The organism is Halorussus limi (assembly GCF_023238205.1).
Classification (GTDB): Archaea; Halobacteriota; Halobacteria; order Halobacteriales; family Haladaptataceae; genus Halorussus; species Halorussus limi.
In genome coordinates this window covers 141,218-158,519 of record NZ_CP096659.1, presented here as the reverse complement: position 1 = coordinate 158,519, position 17,302 = coordinate 141,218, and the positions used below count along the sequence as shown (strand labels likewise).

The 17,302-nt window shown below is 68.7% G+C and carries 17 protein-coding genes; 8 read left to right on the top strand and 9 right to left on the bottom strand.

All coding sequences use genetic code 11. The features are described 5' to 3' along the window. Positions 1 to 336, top strand: coding sequence for a DUF8022 family protein (locus M0R89_RS00790; RefSeq protein WP_248650666.1), 336 nt, complete (start codon positions 1 to 3; stop codon positions 334 to 336). A 144-nt stretch (positions 337 to 480) separates the two neighbouring features. Here M0R89_RS00790 and M0R89_RS00785 read toward each other — a convergent pair whose 3' ends face one another. After that, positions 481 to 1,899 carry a cytochrome P450 gene (locus tag M0R89_RS00785; protein WP_248650665.1) on the bottom strand — a complete coding sequence of 473 codons (1,419 nt, stop codon included), beginning with the start codon at positions 1,897 to 1,899 and terminating at the stop codon, positions 481 to 483. 82 nt (positions 1,900 to 1,981) lie between these two features. Between M0R89_RS00785 and M0R89_RS00780 the strand changes: the two genes are divergently transcribed. Beyond that, on the top strand, positions 1,982 to 2,641 hold the full coding sequence (locus M0R89_RS00780; protein ID WP_248650664.1) for a helix-turn-helix domain-containing protein: 660 nt from the start codon (positions 1,982 to 1,984) through the stop codon (positions 2,639 to 2,641). Positions 2,642 to 2,663: 22 nt separating this feature from the next. Here M0R89_RS00780 and M0R89_RS00775 read toward each other — a convergent pair whose 3' ends face one another. Both M0R89_RS00775 and M0R89_RS00770 read right to left on the bottom strand, forming a co-directional pair. Next, positions 2,664 to 2,840 carry a DUF7987 family protein gene (locus M0R89_RS00775; RefSeq protein ID WP_248650663.1) on the bottom strand — a complete coding sequence of 59 codons (177 nt, stop codon included), beginning with the start codon at positions 2,838 to 2,840 and terminating at the stop codon, positions 2,664 to 2,666. Positions 2,841 to 2,920: 80 nt separating this feature from the next. After that, positions 2,921 to 4,363, bottom strand: a complete 1,443-nt coding sequence (locus tag M0R89_RS00770) for a cytochrome P450 (protein ID WP_248650662.1) — start codon at positions 4,361 to 4,363, stop codon at positions 2,921 to 2,923. A gap of 83 nt (positions 4,364 to 4,446) precedes the next feature. Here M0R89_RS00770 and M0R89_RS00765 point away from each other — a divergent pair, with 83 nt between their 5' ends. From M0R89_RS00765 to M0R89_RS00750, 4 genes are all read left to right on the top strand, one after another. Then, positions 4,447 to 5,106: a helix-turn-helix domain-containing protein gene (locus M0R89_RS00765; RefSeq protein ID WP_248650661.1), complete on the top strand. Its 660-nt coding sequence runs from the start codon at positions 4,447 to 4,449 to the stop codon at positions 5,104 to 5,106. 110 nt (positions 5,107 to 5,216) lie between these two features. Then, complete coding sequence (locus M0R89_RS00760; RefSeq protein ID WP_248650660.1) at positions 5,217 to 7,061, top strand: acetyl-CoA carboxylase biotin carboxylase subunit; 1,845 nt, start codon at positions 5,217 to 5,219, stop codon at positions 7,059 to 7,061. Positions 7,062 to 7,130: 69 nt separating this feature from the next. Continuing rightward, complete coding sequence (locus M0R89_RS00755; protein WP_248650659.1) at positions 7,131 to 7,505, top strand: DUF7522 family protein; 375 nt, start codon at positions 7,131 to 7,133, stop codon at positions 7,503 to 7,505. A gap of 88 nt (positions 7,506 to 7,593) precedes the next feature. Next, positions 7,594 to 8,649 carry a biotin--[acetyl-CoA-carboxylase] ligase gene (locus M0R89_RS00750; RefSeq protein ID WP_248650658.1) on the top strand — a complete coding sequence of 352 codons (1,056 nt, stop codon included), beginning with the start codon at positions 7,594 to 7,596 and terminating at the stop codon, positions 8,647 to 8,649. A gap of 113 nt (positions 8,650 to 8,762) precedes the next feature. Here M0R89_RS00750 and M0R89_RS00745 read toward each other — a convergent pair whose 3' ends face one another. The 6 genes from M0R89_RS00745 to M0R89_RS00720 form a co-directional block, all read right to left on the bottom strand. After that, complete coding sequence (locus M0R89_RS00745; protein ID WP_248650657.1) at positions 8,763 to 9,257, bottom strand: universal stress protein; 495 nt, start codon at positions 9,255 to 9,257, stop codon at positions 8,763 to 8,765. An 80-nt stretch (positions 9,258 to 9,337) separates the two neighbouring features. Further along, positions 9,338 to 10,297 (bottom strand): NADPH:quinone reductase, encoded by a 960-nt coding sequence (locus tag M0R89_RS00740; protein WP_248650656.1) that lies wholly within the window; start codon positions 10,295 to 10,297, stop codon positions 9,338 to 9,340. A gap of 40 nt (positions 10,298 to 10,337) precedes the next feature. Further along, positions 10,338 to 11,132, bottom strand: coding sequence for a sugar phosphate isomerase/epimerase family protein (locus tag M0R89_RS00735; RefSeq protein ID WP_248650655.1), 795 nt, complete (start codon positions 11,130 to 11,132; stop codon positions 10,338 to 10,340). Beyond that, positions 11,129 to 12,739 (bottom strand): HAD-IIA family hydrolase, encoded by a 1,611-nt coding sequence (locus tag M0R89_RS00730; RefSeq protein ID WP_248650654.1) that lies wholly within the window; start codon positions 12,737 to 12,739, stop codon positions 11,129 to 11,131. The genes M0R89_RS00735 and M0R89_RS00730 overlap by 4 nt, the downstream gene beginning before the upstream one ends. Positions 12,740 to 12,827: 88 nt before the next feature. Next, a complete protein-coding gene (locus M0R89_RS00725) occupies positions 12,828 to 13,757 on the bottom strand; it encodes a glycerophosphodiester phosphodiesterase (RefSeq protein WP_248650653.1) in 930 nt (309 codons plus the stop codon). A 118-nt stretch (positions 13,758 to 13,875) separates the two neighbouring features. Further along, positions 13,876 to 15,240: a CDP-glycerol glycerophosphotransferase family protein gene (locus M0R89_RS00720; protein WP_248650652.1), complete on the bottom strand. Its 1,365-nt coding sequence runs from the start codon at positions 15,238 to 15,240 to the stop codon at positions 13,876 to 13,878. A gap of 206 nt (positions 15,241 to 15,446) precedes the next feature. Here M0R89_RS00720 and M0R89_RS00715 point away from each other — a divergent pair, with 206 nt between their 5' ends. Further along, positions 15,447 to 16,640, top strand: coding sequence for a redox-regulated ATPase YchF (locus tag M0R89_RS00715; RefSeq protein ID WP_248650651.1), 1,194 nt, complete (start codon positions 15,447 to 15,449; stop codon positions 16,638 to 16,640). A gap of 183 nt (positions 16,641 to 16,823) precedes the next feature. Beyond that, a complete protein-coding gene (locus M0R89_RS23395; RefSeq protein ID WP_368408847.1) occupies positions 16,824 to 17,156 on the top strand; it encodes a DUF5789 family protein in 333 nt (110 codons plus the stop codon). The last annotated feature ends 146 nt before the right edge of the window (positions 17,157 to 17,302 follow it).

Below are 17,302 nucleotides of genomic sequence, written 5' to 3'. Positions count from 1 at the left end.
ATGGCGACGCCAACCACGGACGAACGGGACGAGTCCGCCGACGGAGCGGCCGCCGAGGACGCCGACGCGGACGACCCGCTGGCCGACGCCGACCTCCGGATTCCCGACGACGCCACCGACGAGGAGGCCGCCGCCATCGCCGCCGCAATCGGAGCGCACCTCCGCGCACAGGAGGCCGCCGCGGCCGCCGCCGAGAGCGACGACGAGGAGACGTGGCAGGGCCGGCGTTGGTCGTTCGCGGGTCGCCTGCGCGGACTGCAGGGCCGCGCCGGGCGCGTCCCGACGAGCGCGCCCACCGACGCGTGGGCCGCCTCCGGACGCAGCGACAGGTTCTGACTCCGATTCGCCGCGTCTCGGGATTTCTCGGTCGGCTGTCGGGAGTCGGTAATCCGGTCTAAGTGCGTCACTCGATTACTCACTGGTCCGGAACTGGTCACCGGGAGCGGCGGAACCGCCGCCGACTGACCCGTCGCGGTCGTGCTACCCTCGCTTTCGAATCCGCACCTCGACCGGTCCGGGGTCCAGCGTCAGCCCCATCGAGAGGTCCAGATTCTCCGTCACGCGCTCGAACTCGACGCGTCGCGCCAGCGTCGCCACCGCGAGTTGCAACTCGGTCGCGGCGAACCGCATCCCGATGCAGTGGCGCGGACCGCCGCCGAACGGGAAGTAGGCGTACTCCGGCCGGTCGGAGTTCGCGGCGCCCTGAGCCTCGCCACCCCACCGCTCGGGCCGGAACTCGTCGGGCGCGTCCCACCAGCGGTCGTCGCGCTGGATGGTGTAGGTGGCGAGTTGGAGCGTCGTGCCCTCCGGGATTCGGTAGCCTCCGAGGACGGTCGCCTCTCTCGGTTCGCGGTAGAGCGCGTAGACGGGCGGGTAGAGCCGCAGGGCCTCCTTCACGACCTGCTCGGTGTACTCTAAGTTCGGCACGTCCGCGACGGTCGGGTCGCGGTCGCCGACCACCGAATCGAGTTCGGCGTCGAGTCGCCGACGGACTTCCGGACTGCCGGCGAGGAGCCAGCAGGCGTACGTCAGCGCGGTCGCGGTCGTCTCGTGGCCCGCGAACAGGAAGGTGACGAGTTGGTCGCGGACCGCGTCGCGGTCCATCCCGGTCCCCTCGGCGTCGGCGGCCGCGACGAGAAGCGAGAGGAGGTCGTCGCGTTCCCTGTCGGCGTCTCCCGCGCCCTCCGCGTTCCCGACCTCGCGTTCTGCCATCAGGTCCTCGACGAGCGCGTCCAAGTCGGCCATCGCGCGGTCGTAGCGGCGTTCGGTCGGCGTGGGGACCCACTCGGGGAGGACCGACAGCAGGCCGAACCGGTCCATCATCGCGCCGATGGCCTCGGTCGCCTCGCGGACGACTGCACCGCGTTCGGCGTCGAAGTCGAGGTCGAACAGCGCCCGCGTGAGGATGCGAAGCGTCAGCGTGGCGAAGGCGTCGCCTAGTTCGACCGTTTCGCCGTCGGCCCACTCGTCGGCCATCGCGGCGGCGTTCGCCACCATCTCGTCGGCGTACCCCCGAATCTCGTCGGGCGTGAACGCCGACTGGAGGGCGGTCCGCTGGCGTCGCCACCGCTCGCCCTCGGCGAAGGCGAGTCCGTCGGGCGCGACGAGGTCGCCGAAGGCCATCTCGAACTCGCCTTTCTCGAAGGCGTCGCTCTCCGAGACCAGCACGGTCTCGACGACCTCGGGGTCGAAGACTGCGACCATCTCCGTGCCGAACGCGTTGTAGGACACCAAATCACCGCGCGAGGCGACTCTCTCGGTGAAGGCGACGCCGTCGCGCGACGCCGCGACGGTTGAACCGACGACCGGGAGGCCCGAGCGGTGTGGCAGCGTCTCGGCGGCGGTCGCGGTTTCGGCGGCGTCGGTCGGTTCCGCGCTTCCCGCGTCGAGTTCGCTCATACGAGAAGAGAGGCGGTCCGCTTCCCTCTCGATTGCCGCGAAGCTATTGGTGTTTTTATGTAGTGCGTCCGTTCGTCCGGCCGTGAAGTCCCTCGACGTGACGATTCGACTCCCGCCCGAGATGCAGTTGTCGGTGCCAGAGCGCGTCGCGCCCGGCGACGACTTCGAGCGCGAGGAGTTGCTGTCGTGGCACACTCACGAGGACGAGGGCGTCGAGTACTTCCTCTCGCTGGTGGTCGGCGACATCGAGTCGCTTCGGGAGGCGCTGACCGCCGTCGAGGCAGTCCGGTGGTTCGACCTCGCGCCCGTGGACGACGACGCCTTCTACGCCTACGTTGCGATGGACCTCCGGCCCGAGGACGAGGCGTGGCGCTCGGCGATGGACGGCCGCCGGGTCGTCGTCGTCCCGCCCATCGTGTTCGGGCCGGACGGTGCCGTCGCGCTGACGGTACTCGGCGACCCCGAGGAACTCCGACAAGTCGTCGCGGACTTCCCGGAACAGGTCGCGGTCGAGGTCGAACGCGTCGGCGACCACAACCATCTCGCCGGGTCGCTGGCGGGTCGCCTGACGGCGCGCCAGTTCGAGGCCATCGGGGCGGCCCGCGACCTCGGGTACTACGAGGTGCCCCGCGAGGCGGAACTGGCCGAGGTGGCCGCCGCACTCGACTGCACCGAGAGTACCGCGTCGGCGCTCCTCCGGAAGGCCGAACGGGCGCTCGTGGACGCGGCGCTCGTGCGGTGACGAGGAGTGGACCGAGACGGCGCTACGTGCCGTCCGCTCGGTACCGCCCGGTTAGATACCCCGGCAGGAAGACGCCGACGACGGTGACGACGAGATAGGGAACCCAGTCGGGCAGGCCCTCGACCGAGGCGACGGCGAGACCGAGGGGGACCGCGACGGCGATGCAGGCGAGGATAATCCGGTTTTCGCGGGAGACCATACTCGGGGTTCTCACTGATAGTAGATAGCAGTTACTCACACGCCGACCGGATGACAGTTGCCGAGGCGTGCTACTTCGACTCAATCCCGCTTGCGAACCCGCATCTCCATCGGCTGGTCGGGCCGCATCGTCGCGGCCATCGAAAGGTCCGGGTCGCCGTCGTAGGTCGGGTCGAAGGCGACTTCGCGGGCCAGCGTCGCCAGCACGAGTTTCAGTTCGGCGAGGGCGAAGCGCATGCCGATGCAGTGGCGCGGGCCGCCGCCGAACGGGAAGTAGGCGTACTCCGGCCGGTCGGAGTTCGAGGCGCTCCGCGCCTCGCTATCCCACCGCTCGGGCCGGAACTCGTCGGGCGCGTCGTAGAACCGCCCGTCGCGGTGAATCTTGAAGACGGGAACCGTCATCGCGGTTCCCTCCCGGACTCGATAGGGACCCAACTGCACGTCCTCGGTCGGTTCCCGGAAGAGGACGTACGCCGGCGGGTGGAGTCGCAGGGCCTCGTCGACGACTCGCCCGGTGTAGTCGAGCGCGGGCAGGTCGGCCATCGTCGCCCGCCGGTCGCCGAGTTCGGCGTCGATTTCCGCGCGGAGTCGGTCGAGTTTGTCGGGGTTGCGCCCGAGCAGGTGCCACGCGTAGGTCAGCGCGAGCGCGGTCGTCTCGTGGCCCGCGAACAGGAACGTCACCATCTGGTCGCGGACCACCGCGTCGTCCATCGTCGTCCCGTCCGGTCCCTCGGCGGTCAACAGGATGGATAGCAGGTCGTCCGGCGAATCGGCGTCGTCCGCGTCCGCGCTGCCGTCTCGCCGTCGCTCCGCGATGAGGTCGTCCACCATCGCCTCGAAGTCTGCCATCGCGCGCTCGAACCGGCGGTTCTTCGGCGTCGGAACCCAGTCGGGAAGGAACGCCGACGCGCCGCTGGCGTCGCCCCGAGCGTTGAGCGCGGCGGCGGCCTCTCGGACCACCTCGCGGCGGTCGTCCACGTCGACGTCGAACAGCGACTTGGCCAGAATCTTGAGCGTCAGTTCCGACATCGCGTCCTCGACGTCCACGACTTCGCCGTCCGCGAGTCGGTCGCCCAACTGCTCGGCGTACGTCACCATCGCGTCGGTGTAGCTCCGAATCTTCTCGGGCGTGAACGCGGGTTGGATGCGGACGCGCTGGTCGCGCCAGACCTCGCCCTCGGTCAACAGCAGGCCCTGCTCGGCGAACCCCGCCGCGGCCTCTTGGAACATCTCGGCCTTCACGAACTTCTCGTTTTCCTCGACCAGAATCCGCTCGACGTGCTCGGGTTCGAAGACCGTGCAGAACTCCTGTCGGGCCACCTCGTACCGGACCGCGTCGCCGCGCTCGTCGAGGCGGTCGTAGAAGCCGAACGGGTCGCGCGCGAACTGGAGCGTGTTGCCGACCAGCGGCGGCGCGTCCAACTTCGGCGGGAGTCGGGCGTCGCCGTCCGCGCCGGCGGCGTCGGCCTTCGCATCCACGTCCGCGTCCGTCGGCGCGTCGGCGGCGGAATCCGGGTGGCTCATATCCGACAGTTGGGTCGGACCGTCGATAGGAGTTCCGTCGAAGTGCCTAGCTCTTTTTTAACGTCACGGAGGTAGCCCCGACCGTGAAGTACCTCACGCTCACCCTCCGCCAGTCTCGGGAGACCCGCCACCCGATGCAGAACTTCATCGCCGACTCGTCAGCGGTCGACCGGGAGGAACTCCTGACGTGGAACATCCTCCGCGAGGAGGGCGTCGAGTACCTGCTGTTCTACGTCGAGGGCGACCCCGACCCCTACCGGACGGCCGTCGCCGAGGTGGAGTCGATTCCGGAGTTCGCGCTGGTCCCCATCGACTCGCGGTCGTTCTACGCGTACGTCCAGCAGGAGACCCGGGACACCGACCGCGACTTCCGGTCGGTCTTCGCCCGGCGGCAGTTGCTCGTGGTGCCGCCCATCGAGTACACCGGCGAGGGTCACATGCGGTTCACCCTCATCGGCGCGAGCGACGACCTGCGGACGCTGCTCGAAGACCTGCCCGAACGCATCGACGCCGACGTGGAGGAGGTCGGCGACTACGACCGCAGACACGGCACCGTGGCGGCCGGACTGACCGACCGGCAGTTCGAGGCCGCGTCTGTCGCGGCGGAACTCGGCTACTACGAGGTGCCCCGCGAGGGGTCGCTGGCCGACGTGGCCGCCGAACTCGACTGCGCGGAGAGCACCGCCTCGAACCTGCTCCGGAAGGCCGAGGCGAGCGTGATGGGCCGCGTGGTCGGCGAGTAGAGTACCTCTCGCTCGTCAACCGACCCAGTCCGACGAGTAGACGACTCTGTCAGCGTTGGCGGAAAGAACCGACAGAATGAGGTATCCCACCCGAATATTTGCCGGCAAGAATGTTCGACAAGGTACTCGTCGCGAACCGCGGCGAAATCGCAGTCCGCGTGATGCGTGCCTGCGAGGAGTTGGGTATCGAGACGGTCGCCGTCTACAGCGAGGCCGACAAGGACTCGGGCCACGTCCGGTACGCCGACGAGGCGTACAACGTCGGACCGGCCCGCGCGGCCGACTCCTACCTCGACCACGAGGCGGTCGTGGACGCCGCGAAGAAGGCCGACGCCGACGCCATCCACCCCGGCTACGGCTTCCTCGCGGAGAACGCCGACTTCGCCGCCAAGGTCGAGGAGACCGAGGGCGTGAAGTGGATCGGTCCGAGCGCGGACTCGATGGAGCAACTCGGCGAGAAGACCCACGCCCGCAAGACGATGCGCGAGGCCGACGTGCCCATCGTTCCGGGCACGACCGACCCCGTCGAGGACCCCGCGGAGGTCGAGGAGTTCGGCGAGGAACACGGCTACCCCATCGCCATCAAGGCCGAGGGAGGCGGCGGCGGCCGCGGGATGAAGGTGGTCCGGAGCGCCGAGGAGGCCGAGGACCAACTCGAATCCGCCAAGCGCGAGGGCGAGGCGTACTTCGACAACGACAACGTCTACCTCGAACGCTACCTCGAAAACCCGCGCCACATCGAGGTCCAGATTATCGCCGACCACCACGGTAACGTCCGGCACCTCGGCGAGCGCGACTGCTCGCTCCAGCGTCGCCACCAGAAGGTCATCGAGGAGGGACCGTCCCCGGCGCTGACCGACGAACTCCGCGAGGAAATCGCCGAGGCCGCCCGCCGCGGCGCGGACGCCGCGGGCTACTACAACGCGGGCACCTTCGAGTTCCTCGTGGAGGAAGACGAGGACCGCGAGGACGGCGAGTTGCTCGGTCCGGACGCCAACTTCTACTTCCTCGAAGTCAACACCCGGATTCAGGTCGAACACACCGTCACCGAGGAACTCACCGACATCGACATCGTGAAGTGGCAGATTCGGGTCGCGGCCGACGAGGAACTCGAATTCTCGCAGGACGAGGTCGAACTCGAAGGCCACGCGATGGAGTTCCGCATCAACGCCGAGAACGCGGCCGACGACTTCGCGCCCGCGACCGGCGGCAAACTCGAAACCTACGACCCGCCGGGCGGCATCGGCGTCCGACTCGACGACGCCCTCCGGCAGGGCGACGAACTCGTCACCGACTACGACTCGATGGTCGCCAAACTCATCGTCCACGGGGCCGACCGCGAGGAGTGCATCGTCCGGTCCCAGCGCGCCCTCGCGGAGTACGACATCGAGGGCATCCCGACCATCATCCCGTTCCACCGCCTGATGCTGCAGGACGACGCCTTCGTCGCGGGCACCCACACCACGAAGTACCTCGACCACACGCTCGACCCCGAGCGCATCGCCGAGGCCCAGGAGAAGTGGGGCACCGAGACCGAATCGACCGCGGGCGACGACGAGGAGGTCGTCGAGCGCCAGTTCACGGTCGAGGTCAACGGCAAGCGATTCGAGGTGGACCTCGAAGAGCGCGGCGCGGCGGCGATTCCGACCGCCGGCGCGAGCGGCGGTAGCGGCGGTCAGAAGCCCCGACCCGCGGGCGGCGACGACGGCGGGAGCGACGCCGGCGGCGGGGCCGACGCCGAGGGCGAGAGCGTCACCGCCGAGATGCAGGGCACCATCCTCGACGTGAACGTCGCGGAGGGCGACGAGGTGGCCGCGGGCGACGTGGTCTGCGTGCTGGAGGCGATGAAGATGGAGAACGACGTGGTCGCCGACCGGGGCGGCACCGTCACGCAGGTCGCGGTCGGCGAGGGCGACAGCGTGGACATGGGCGACGTGCTGGTCGTCATCGAGTAATCCCCGACTCCGCCGCTGTCACCTCTTTCTGCCACAACCCACTTGCAGGACGGGGGCTAACCCTCTCTCGTGTCGAAGGTCTACCCGTATCGACTCGCGGACTTCCTGCACGAGCAGGTCGGTGACGGTCTCCGGAGCGTCATCTACCACGACCGCGACGAGTACGAAGTCGTCTTCGTCCGCGAGGACTTGGAGGACTACGACGGCGAGGAGATAGACGACATCGTCGCCGACCTCTGGGCAGACTCCTACGAGCAGGCCATTCGGGAGGACCTCCGGGGCCACGGGCCCCTCAACTGCACGGTGTGGGTGTTCGAGGACGCCATCGAGATGCACTTCGTCGCCGACGACCGGCGGGGAATCGCGGTGGCGCTCGACACCGAGACGTTTCTGGCCCAGAGCAGTTTCATCGGCCAGTGTCTCGGCGTCGCGGGTCTCAAGTGACAGGCGATTCCGCGGACCCGACTGTTCGACCGTCCGACCGCCCGACGGAAACGCACCTTTCTTGTCGCGTTCGGCCCTATCGACGGCCATGAACGACACCCGTCGGGCCGTCCTCGACGCCGTCGCGGACGGGCCGATTTCCGGTCCCGACCTCGCCGAGCGCCTCGCTATCTCGCGCAACGCGGTCTGGAAGCACGTCGAGGCGCTCCGGGACGCGGGCTTCGAAATCGCCAGCGGCGACGACGGCTACGCGCTCGACGGCGTGCCCGAGTACGGCGGTCCCGCGGTCGAGTTCGGTCTCGACGCGCCCTTCTCGGTCGAGTACCACGACGCCGTCGGTAGCACGAACGACCGCGCTCGCGAACTCGCCGAGGAGGGCGCGAGCGACGCGGTCGTGCTGGCCGACGAGCAGACCGGAAGCAGAGGCCGTCTCGACCGCGAGTGGGCCGCGCCCTCCGGTGGCGTCTGGTTGAGCGCGGTCCTCCGACCCGACCTGCCGCCCGCCCGCGCCCCGGCGCTCACGCTGGCGGCCGCGGTGGCCGCGACCGACGCGGCCCGCGAGGCGGGCGTCCCCGCCGAGATAAAGTGGCCCAACGACGTGCTCGTGAGCGAAGCGAGCGAAAGTACGTCAGCCCCGAACTCTGACGGCGCGCCCGCGTTCGACGACGCGCCGGACGGCGAGGCGGCCGAGCGCGTCGTCTCCGAGCGAGACTCGGAGGTTCGCGGAACTCCGTCTCGCGGCGGCCGGAAACTCGCGGGCATCCTGACCGAGATGGAGGGCGAGGCGGGTCGGGTCTCGTGGGTCGTGGTCGGCGTCGGCCTCAACGCCAACGTCTCGGTCGATTCGCTCCCGGAGGGCGCGACGAGCGTCCGCCACGAGGTCGGCGACGTGGACCGCCGCGTCTTCGTCCAGCGCTTCTTGGAACGGTTCGACGAACTCCGGACGGACCCCGAGGCGACGGTCGAAGCGTGGCGCGACCGGTCGGCGACGCTCGGCCGGCGGGTCAGAGTAGAGACCCCGACCGAGGAGATAGTCGGCGAGGCGGTGGACGTGGCGGTCCCGGGTGCGCTCGTGGTGGAGACCGACGACGGCGAGCGAGTCCGGGTCCACGCGGGCGACTGCGAACATCTCCGACCGGTGTGACGCAGAGAAGTATCGGCCGACGGCGGCGACTTTCTCGAACTGCCAGTACGCTCTCTCTCGAACTGTAGCCCACACCCGCGACTGGACTTCTGGACTCTCCGACCCCCTCCAAGTTACGTCACAGACTCCTCGGTCGCCGCGCTCTCGCTCTCGGGTTCCGTCGAGCGCTCGCCGTCGTCGCCGACCTGCACCGTCAGCACCGGGACCGAGCAGGCCCGGACGACGCCCTCCGCGACGCTCCCCAGCAGCAGGCGGTCGATGCCGCCCCGACCGTGGGTGCCCATCACCACGAGGTCGCAGTCCTCGCGTTCGGCGTACTCCACGATGCGCTTGCTCGGCGACCCGTCGAGCAGTTGCGACGAGCACTCGACGCCGTACTCGGCCGCGATGGCCGCGACGCGGTCGAGCGCGGTCTCGCCCTCGTCGCGCAGGACTTCGTCCACGCCCTCCCACGAGGTCTCCATGTGGAGGCCCGCGAACGTCGCCGAGTTGACGACGTAGACGCCGTGGAGTTCCGCGCCGTGTGCGGCCGCCAGTTCGGCGGCGTGTTCGACCGCGCGCTCGGTCTCGGTCGAACCGTCGGTGGGCACGAGTATCCGGTCGTACATCTATCTGTTGGATGGTACCATCTCACACGGTATAAGGGTTTGCAGTCGCGCGCGTCGAGACGGCGACCGACCGCGGCGAACTACGGTTCCACGACCAACTTCCCGAGGAAACTGTCGTGGAGGACCGCCCGCTGGGCGTCCGCGGCGTGGTCGAGGTCGTACCGCGCCGAAATCTGGGGGTCGAGGTCGCCCTCCGCGAGCATCTGTGCCAGTTTTCGCAGGACCACGGCCATGTCCGGCGTGTTGTACATGCTCATCAGGTGGAGCGCCATCTCCGTGCCCCGGGCCGCCGCGATGTTCTCGAACCCGGCCGCGGGTTCGGTGTTGCCGATGCCGACGACGCGGACGCCCTGCGCGCCAACCTCGGCGTCGAAGTCGAGGTACTGGTCGAGGCGGTGGTCCAGAATCGCGTCGGGTCGGCCCGCCGCTTCGACCACGGCGTCGGCGAGGTCCTCTCGGCGGTAGTCCAGCGCCGCGTGCGCGCCCAGTTCCTCGAGTCGCGCGTGGTACTCCTCGGAGGCGGTGGTGACGACGCGCGCCCCTGCGGCGTCGGCGAGTTGGACCGCGACGTGGCCGACGCCGCCCGACCCGCCGTGGACGAGGCAGGTCTCGGCCGGGTCGAGTTCGGCGTGGTCCACCAGCGCGCGCCACGCGGTCACGCCGACGAGCGCCGCCGCGGCGCCCTGGGCGAAGTCCACGCTCTCGGGCAGGTGTGCGACGCGGTCGGTCGGTGCGACCGCGAACTCGGCGTAGGTTCCCTGCCGGTCGTTGCCGAGTCCGGTGGCGAACACTCGGTCGCCCGCCGCGAAGTCGTCCACGCCCTCCCCGACGGCGTCTACGACGCCCGCGAGGTCCGACCCCGGAATCATCGGGAGTTCCGGCGGTTCGTAGCTCCCCTCGCGGAAGTAGGTGTCCACCGGGTTGACGCCCGCCGCCCGTACCTCGACCCGAATCTCCCCGTCGTCGGGTTCAGGTTTCTCTGCGTCTTCGACCTTCAGCACGTCCGGTCCGCCGTGTTCGTGGTATCGGACTGCTCGCATGGGCGGACGGTACGCGACCGGCCCGGATAAAGCCGGACGCTCAGAGAACCGCGTCCAACTTCTCGGCGCTGAGTTCCAGGTAGTCGAAGTCGAAGGTGTAGACCTCGACCGAGACCGTGCCCGTCCAGTCCTCGCGGAGCGGTGCCAGCGCCGTCTCGAAGTCCGTCGTCCCCGACCCCGTGGGCACGTGTTCGTCGGCGTCCTCGCGGGCGTCGTTGACGTGGACGTGCGAGACTCGGTCGCCGTGGGCGTCCAGAAAGTCGGCCATCTCGTCGGCGTCCATGCCGTCCACGCGGGCGTGGCCCGTGTCGAACGTCGCGCTCGCCTCGGTCTCCTCGAACACCCGGTCGAGATGGTGGACCGTGAACGGGACGCCCGGCAGGTTCTCGACGCAGATTTCCACCCCGCGGTCGGCCGCGAACCGGTCCAAGATTCGAATCGAGTCGAGCAAAATGGGTGCAATCTCGTCCAATTGCCACTCCGGCGGCCGGGCGCTGGTCCCGGCGTGGAGCACCGCCTTCTCCGCGCCCATCTCGGCGGCGGCCTCGATGCAGGCGCGCTGTTCGGACAGCGACCCCTCCCGGACCGGGTCCCGGGGCGACCCGATTTCGAGGTCCACGAACGGGAGGTGGACCAGCAGGTCGAGTCCCTCCTCTGCCGCCGCCGACCCGACCGAACCGGGGTCGAGTCGCGTGCGCTCGGTCGCGCCGTCCAGGTAGAGTTCAGCGAAGTCGAACCCGACCGCGGACGCTTGCCGGAGCGCCTCGTCCCACGAGACCGCTCCGGTGTGGGTCTGGGTGACGTACCCCCGGCGGACTCCGGCGTCGTCGGTCACTGTTCGGCCCCTCCGTCGGTGGACGCCACCGACTGCTCGGGGTCGGCCGCCGCCTCGTCGGTGTCGGCCTCGTCGCCCCGGACGAACTCGGAGAGGTCGGCGATGGTCGGCGCGACCAGCGTCGGCGACCGGTCGCTGGCCTCGACCTCCTCGCGGGTCGCGTCGCCCGACAGCACGCAGACCGACTCGCACCCGACGTTCTCGGCGAGTCGCACGTCGGTCTCCAGTCGGTCGCCGACCACGGCCACGTCCTCGGGCGCGTACCCCTCGGCGTCGAGGACCGGCGCGACCATCTCGGCGTTGGGCTTGCCGAAGACCCGGGCCGGGGTCTGGTCGGTCGCGGTCTCTATCATCGCGCCGATGGCCCCGCAGTCCGGGACGAATCCCTCCGCGGTCGGGCAGACCGTGTCGGGGTGGGCCAGTAGGAACGTCGCGCCGTCTCGGACCGCGAGGGTCGCCTTCCGGGCCTTCTCGTAGGTCAGTTCTGTGTCGAACCCGACGACGACGGCGTCTGGCGCGTCGTCGCCGGACTCCGGGTCCTCGACCACGTCGACGCCGGCGTCGGCCAGCGCGTCGGCCATCGCCTCGGTCCCGAGGACGAACGCGCCGTCGGGGTCGGTCCGCCGGAGGTGCTGAATCACGCCGTCGGTCGAGAGCAACACGTCCTCGGGGTCGGCCGGAACCCCGATGTTCGACAGTCTGTCGGCGTAGTCGTCCTTCCACTTCGAGGAGTTGTTCGTCAGGAAGTACACGTCGACGCCGGCCTCCCGGAGCGACGCGACCACCTCGTCGGCCCCGGTCACGAGTTCGTCGTCCAGATAGACGGTGCCGTCGAGGTCGAAGAAGACCGCCTCCTTCTCGCCGAGGGGAGACAGCGAGGCGAACCGGCGGTCGGCGGTCCGGAGGTCCTCGAAGTCGTCGATTTCGACCCACCGGCGACCCGACACGTCCGCGGTGGCCACGTCGTGGTCGCGGTCCCTGACGAGGCGGTCGATTGCGGCCTCGGTCCAGTCGCCGTAGTTCCCCTCCCGCTCGACGGTCCGCGTTATCTCCTCGAACAGCATCTCCGAGAACGCCGCGGAGAAGCGGTAGGCGTCGGTCGAGACGCCGTAGGCCGCCTCCTCGGGCACGTCCTTCGCGATGTGGGTCACGCGGCCGTCGTCGCCGACCGTCACCTTCATCGCCTCCTCGGAGTAGGTCGCGGTGTCTGTAGCGACGGCGCTCCCGGCGTCGGCGTCGAGCAGGTCGCCGAGCAGTTCCGGGTCGAACACCACGTCGCCGTTGGTCAGGACGAAGGGTTCGCCGGCGACCGCCTCGCGCGCCAGATACAGCGAGTACATGTTGTCGGTGTTGGCGAACACCTCGCTCTCGACGACGGTCACGTCGAGTTCCGGGCGCGCGTCCGCGACCCCCTCGCAGAGCGCCCGCACCTCGTCGGCCAGATACCCCGCGACGACCGTGACGTCGGTCACGCCCGCGTCGGCGTAGGCCCGAAGCTGGTGCGCGAGAACGGGCGTGCCGTCGACTTCGATACAAGATTTAGGCTTCTGAAGCGTGAGCGGCCGGAGTCGAGACCCGATACCAGCCGCTAAGATTACCCCATTCACGAATAAGTCACCGCACCAGAACCCAACGCAGGTGGTATTAACCCTATCGGCCGCGCTCACCGGAGCGTCGCCACGGCCTGCGATTCGGTCAATCCGCCGCGCCGCCGAACTGGAGGACGCCGGGGTAGTCGGCGATGATGCCGTCCACGCCCGCCTGCCGGAGTTGGTCGGCCTCGTACCACCGCTCGACGGTCCACGCGTTGACCGCGCGGCCCTCCTCGTGGGCGATTTCCACGAGGTCGATGTCCTCGTAGGGGCCGAGCGACCCGTACTCGGCGTTGAACAGCGCGGTGTCCGCGATGGCGTTCCACGGCGGATGCACCGCCTCGCAGTCGTACCGGCGGGCGATTTCCATCCCGTCGGCGATGGAGTCGGCGAACACCGCCGCGACGGGGACCGAGGGGTCGGCCTCGCGGACCGCCGCGAGCGCGCCCTCCGCGAACGACGAGACCAACACGTCGTGGTCGGTCTCCGAGAGCGTCGCGAGGACGTCGTCGGCGAACGCCTGCCAGAGTTCGCGCTGTTCGTCGCGGGCCTCCGGCGGGAGGTTCTCGCGGGGTCGCACGCCGGCCGACCCCGGGTTCTTGAACTCGACGTTGACGCCGACCTCGTCGGGAATCGCGTCCAGCATCTCGGCAAGCGTGGGGACTCGCTCGCCGGTGCCCAGCACGTCCAACTCCGCGAGCGTCTCGTAGGAGGTCTCCCAGACGTTCCGGTCGGCGAGTTCCTCGGGCGCGTCGGTCAACCGACCGAGGTCGTAGTCGTGGAACGTGACGATTTCGCCGTCTGCGGTGGGCATCACGTCGATTTCGACCATCTCGGGGGTTCCGCCCACCGCGACGCCGGCGGCCGCCTGTTCGACCGCCGCCACCGTGTTCTCGGGGTAGACCCCCGCGAACCCGCGGTGGGCGATGAGCGATACGTCGGCCCGATTCGGCGCGTCCTGCCCTGTCGTTCCGCTCGTGTGTACCATGATGTGAGTTCGAGCGCCCCCGTCCGCGGAGGCGTCGTCTGCCACCCTTAGCCGGGGGTTCCCGCGAAGCGAACTTCAAGGTTTCTTTTCGAATATAAATACCCGTTACGAACGAAACCGAGTCGATAGAGTCCTCTATAGACTACGTACCCAGGCGGTTCGTCTATCTCTCTCGATTCTCCCGCGTTTCGGCGAGTCGCCGCCGGACGAGCGCCGCGACAGCGGCCGACCGCGCGCCCGCCGCCGCGGAGTCGCTCGCCGTCGAATCGCCGGCGTCGTTCGCTCGCGGGTCGGCGCCCCCAGGGGTCGAACCGGGAGCATCGGGCGATTTTCCTACCGCCGGGTCGCCCCCGAGGAGTCGGGTCCGGACCGCCGCGCGGTCGGCCGCGTCGGCGTCGTCGGTCGGGTCGAGCGCGCGGTCGAGGCCCGCGAGCAGGCCGTCGAACGAGTCGGCGACCGGGCCGGGCGCGACCGACTCGTAGTCGAAGTAGAACCCCCGTCGAGCGCGGTACTCCGCGAGGTCGTAGGCGTAGAAGACGACCGGGCGGTCGAGCAGGAGGTAGTCGAAGTAGACCGACGAGTAGTCGGTCACGAGCGCGTCGGCGTGCCGGAGGAAGGGGTAGACGTCGGTCGCTCCCGGCAGTTGGACGACGTTCGCGAGGCCGTCCGGCAGGTCGAGGCGGTCCCGCGGGTGGGTCTTGAACACGAGGGTGGCGTCGCGTTCGGCGAGGAAGGCGTCGAGCGCCGGGAGGTCGAGGCGGTCTGCGACCGACTCGTCGGTCCACTCCCGGAACGTCGGCAGATAGAAGACCAGTTCGCGCTCCGTCGAGAGGGTCTGCACCCGGTCGAGCGCGGCCGCGTCGACACCGACGGTCTCGCCCGGAATCTCGCCGAAGAGCGCGTCGTTCCGGGGGTAGCCCGTCACGGCCATGCGCTCGCGGCCGACGCGGAGACCCGACGCGAACGGGTCGACGACGCCCTCGCCGGGCACCGTGAGCAGGTCGAACTCCCGGGCCATGTCGGCGTGAGCGCGCCGGACGGGTCCCGGTAGGTCACGGAACCCGGCGTCCCACGAGATGCGCTTGAGGGGGACCCCGTGCCAGAGCAGGACCGCGAACGCGCCCGCCGCGGCGGGCATGGCGACGTCGCGGTGGCCCTGCGTCAGGAAGACGACGCCCGCCCGGAGCGTCAGCAGGAGACCCCGCGGCGAGTAGCAGTGGTACGCCTCGAACCCCTCGGCCTGTAACTCGCGGACGACCTCGGAGTCCTTCGAGAGCCAGACCGGCCGAATGTCGGGACACTCGGCCGCGACGTGGAGGAAGAGGTACTTGGCGTTGTCCGCGAACGCCGCGCCGCCTTGCGCGCCGAAGACCCACAGCGTCTCGTCGCGGGCGGGGTCGACGGCGTCGATACCGCGGTAGAGCGCCCACTGGCCGAGAAACGAGGCGTGCCCCGCGAGCGACGGGAGCGCGCCCGCGGCGTCGGTGAGCGACTCCGTGACCTCGGGGACGCGTCCGCTCAGGTCCATCGGTCCGTCTCGAACGTCGCCGACAGTTGCAGAATCATCACACCGACCCACGACGCCCGCCGACAAAAAGGCCGCCCGCTGGCAGACCCGTCCGAACCGGTCGGACGTGGCTGGCGGCAATCGTGACACTGTCTGCCGCGACAACGCGTAACGACCGATTCCGCCATTAGCAGACCTTATTACCGCAGAACCGCCACCCAGATGCAATGAGTTACAAGATCGGTCTCGTGGGCAAGCCCTCGGTGGGCAAGTCCACTTTCTTCAACGCCGCGACGATGAACGACGTGCCCGAGGGGGCTTACCCCTTCACCACCATCGACCCCGCCGTGGGCGAAGCGTACGTCCGAGTCGAGTGCGCCGCGCCCGAGTTCGACGAGGAGTGTACGCCGAACGTCGGTTACTGCGACGACGGCACGCGGTTCGTCCCGACGAAACTGGTGGATGTGGCGGGCCTGATTCCGGGCGCCCACGAGGGCGCGGGCCTGGGCAACCAGTTCCTGACCGACCTCAACGAGGCCGACGTGCTGGTCCACGTCGTGGACTTCTCGGGGACCACCGACATCGAAGGAGAACCCACCGAGGGCCACGACCCCCGGGAAGACATCGACTTCCTCGAAGACGAACTCGACATGTGGTACCTCGAAGTGCTGGAGAAGGGCATCGACCGCTACGAGAGCGGGTACGACGGCAACGAGGACGACATCGAGGTCGAACTCGCCGAGCAGATGAGCGCGTTCCGGACCAACAAGGACGAGATCAAACGGGAAATCCTCTCGCTGGACCTCGAGTTGGACCCCGAGACGTGGGACGACGACGACCGAGAGGAACTGGCCCGCGAGATTCGCAAGACGACCAAGCCGATGGTCGTCGCCGCGAACAAGATGGACACGCCCGAGGCGCAGGCGAACTACGACGAAATCACCGACGACCCCGAGTACGACCACCTGACGTTCGTTCCGGTCTCGGCCCACGCCGAGAAGGCCCTCAAGCAGGCCGACGAGCAGGGCGCGGTCGAGTACCGCCCGGGCGACGGCGACTTCGAAATCGTGGGCGACGTGTCGGGCGAACAGCGCGAGGGTCTGGAGGCCATCGAGTCGTTCGTCGCGGAGTTCGACGGCACCGGCGTCCAGCAGGCGCTCGAAGAGGCGCTGTTCGAGGAACTGGGTCTCGTGCCCGTCTTCCCCGGCGGCGCGAACGGACTGGGCAACGAGAACGGCGAGGTCCTGCCCGACTGCTTCCTCCTGCCGGAGGGCGCGACCGCAGAGGACTTCGCCCACCACATCCACTCGGACCTCGGCGAGGGGTTCCTCCACGGCATCGACTGCCGGAGCAACCGGCAGGTCGGCGCGGACGCGGAACTCGACAGTCGCGACGTCATCGACATCGTCTCCACGAACTGAGCGCGTTCACCTCAGATAGAACTCCCCGTCTCTAAGACAGGTTTCATCCGCAGAGAAATATATTCCCTGATAGAACCGGTCTGCTGGATACAGCGGATAAATTCAGCGATGAATAGAACCTCTGCTCGCGGTTACACCATGGGCGACCAAACCGTTATGCGAATCGGTCTCCTATGGAGGAGGATGGCAGACGACAATCAAAGCCGAGACGAGCAGACGGACGACGAAGAGCGACGCCAACCGGAGCGAGAGCGAGAGGAGGTACGTGACCGTGCTACTGAAGACCAACAGAAGCACGGCGACCCGAGCGAACAGCTTGGTGACCTCGACGACGCACTCGAAGGTCACGATTATCCAACCACGACGGATGAATTGGTCGAGGCCTACGGAGACTACGAGATTCAAACCCAGAGCGGGGAGAAATCTCTCGAGGAAGTGCTTGCCGTAACCCAGAACCAAACGTACGACTCCGCTGATGACGTTCGCAGTCGGATATTGGGACTACTACATCGCTAATGGAGACGGCCGAATCACCCCGTTTCGCTAGTTGGGACGGTGCGATTGGACTGGCAACATACGAATCTACAACGACGGAATTGCGAGTAAATCCGGTGTGACGAACACCTACGCCACAGATGCGTCTGCTCCGAGTGCGGACCGGT

Excerpts from the sequence above, each read along its gene's own strand:
- M0R89_RS00790 (WP_248650666.1), top strand. The coding sequence starts at position 1 with ATGGCGACGCCAACCACGGACGAACGGGACGAGTCCGCCGACGGAGCG.
- M0R89_RS00785 (WP_248650665.1), bottom strand. The coding sequence starts at position 1,899 with ATGAGCGAACTCGACGCGGGAAGCGCGGAACCGACCGACGCCGCCGAA.
- M0R89_RS00775 (WP_248650663.1), bottom strand. The coding sequence starts at position 2,840 with ATGGTCTCCCGCGAAAACCGGATTATCCTCGCCTGCATCGCCGTCGCG.
- M0R89_RS00770 (WP_248650662.1), bottom strand. The coding sequence starts at position 4,363 with ATGAGCCACCCGGATTCCGCCGCCGACGCGCCGACGGACGCGGACGTG.
- M0R89_RS00760 (WP_248650660.1), top strand. The coding sequence starts at position 5,217 with ATGTTCGACAAGGTACTCGTCGCGAACCGCGGCGAAATCGCAGTCCGC.
- M0R89_RS00750 (WP_248650658.1), top strand. The coding sequence starts at position 7,594 with ATGAACGACACCCGTCGGGCCGTCCTCGACGCCGTCGCGGACGGGCCG.
- M0R89_RS00745 (WP_248650657.1), bottom strand. The coding sequence starts at position 9,257 with ATGTACGACCGGATACTCGTGCCCACCGACGGTTCGACCGAGACCGAG.
- M0R89_RS00740 (WP_248650656.1), bottom strand. The coding sequence starts at position 10,297 with ATGCGAGCAGTCCGATACCACGAACACGGCGGACCGGACGTGCTGAAG.
- M0R89_RS00720 (WP_248650652.1), bottom strand. The coding sequence starts at position 15,240 with ATGGACCTGAGCGGACGCGTCCCCGAGGTCACGGAGTCGCTCACCGAC.
- M0R89_RS00715 (WP_248650651.1), top strand. The coding sequence starts at position 15,447 with ATGAGTTACAAGATCGGTCTCGTGGGCAAGCCCTCGGTGGGCAAGTCC.
- M0R89_RS23395 (WP_368408847.1), top strand. The coding sequence starts at position 16,824 with ATGGCAGACGACAATCAAAGCCGAGACGAGCAGACGGACGACGAAGAG.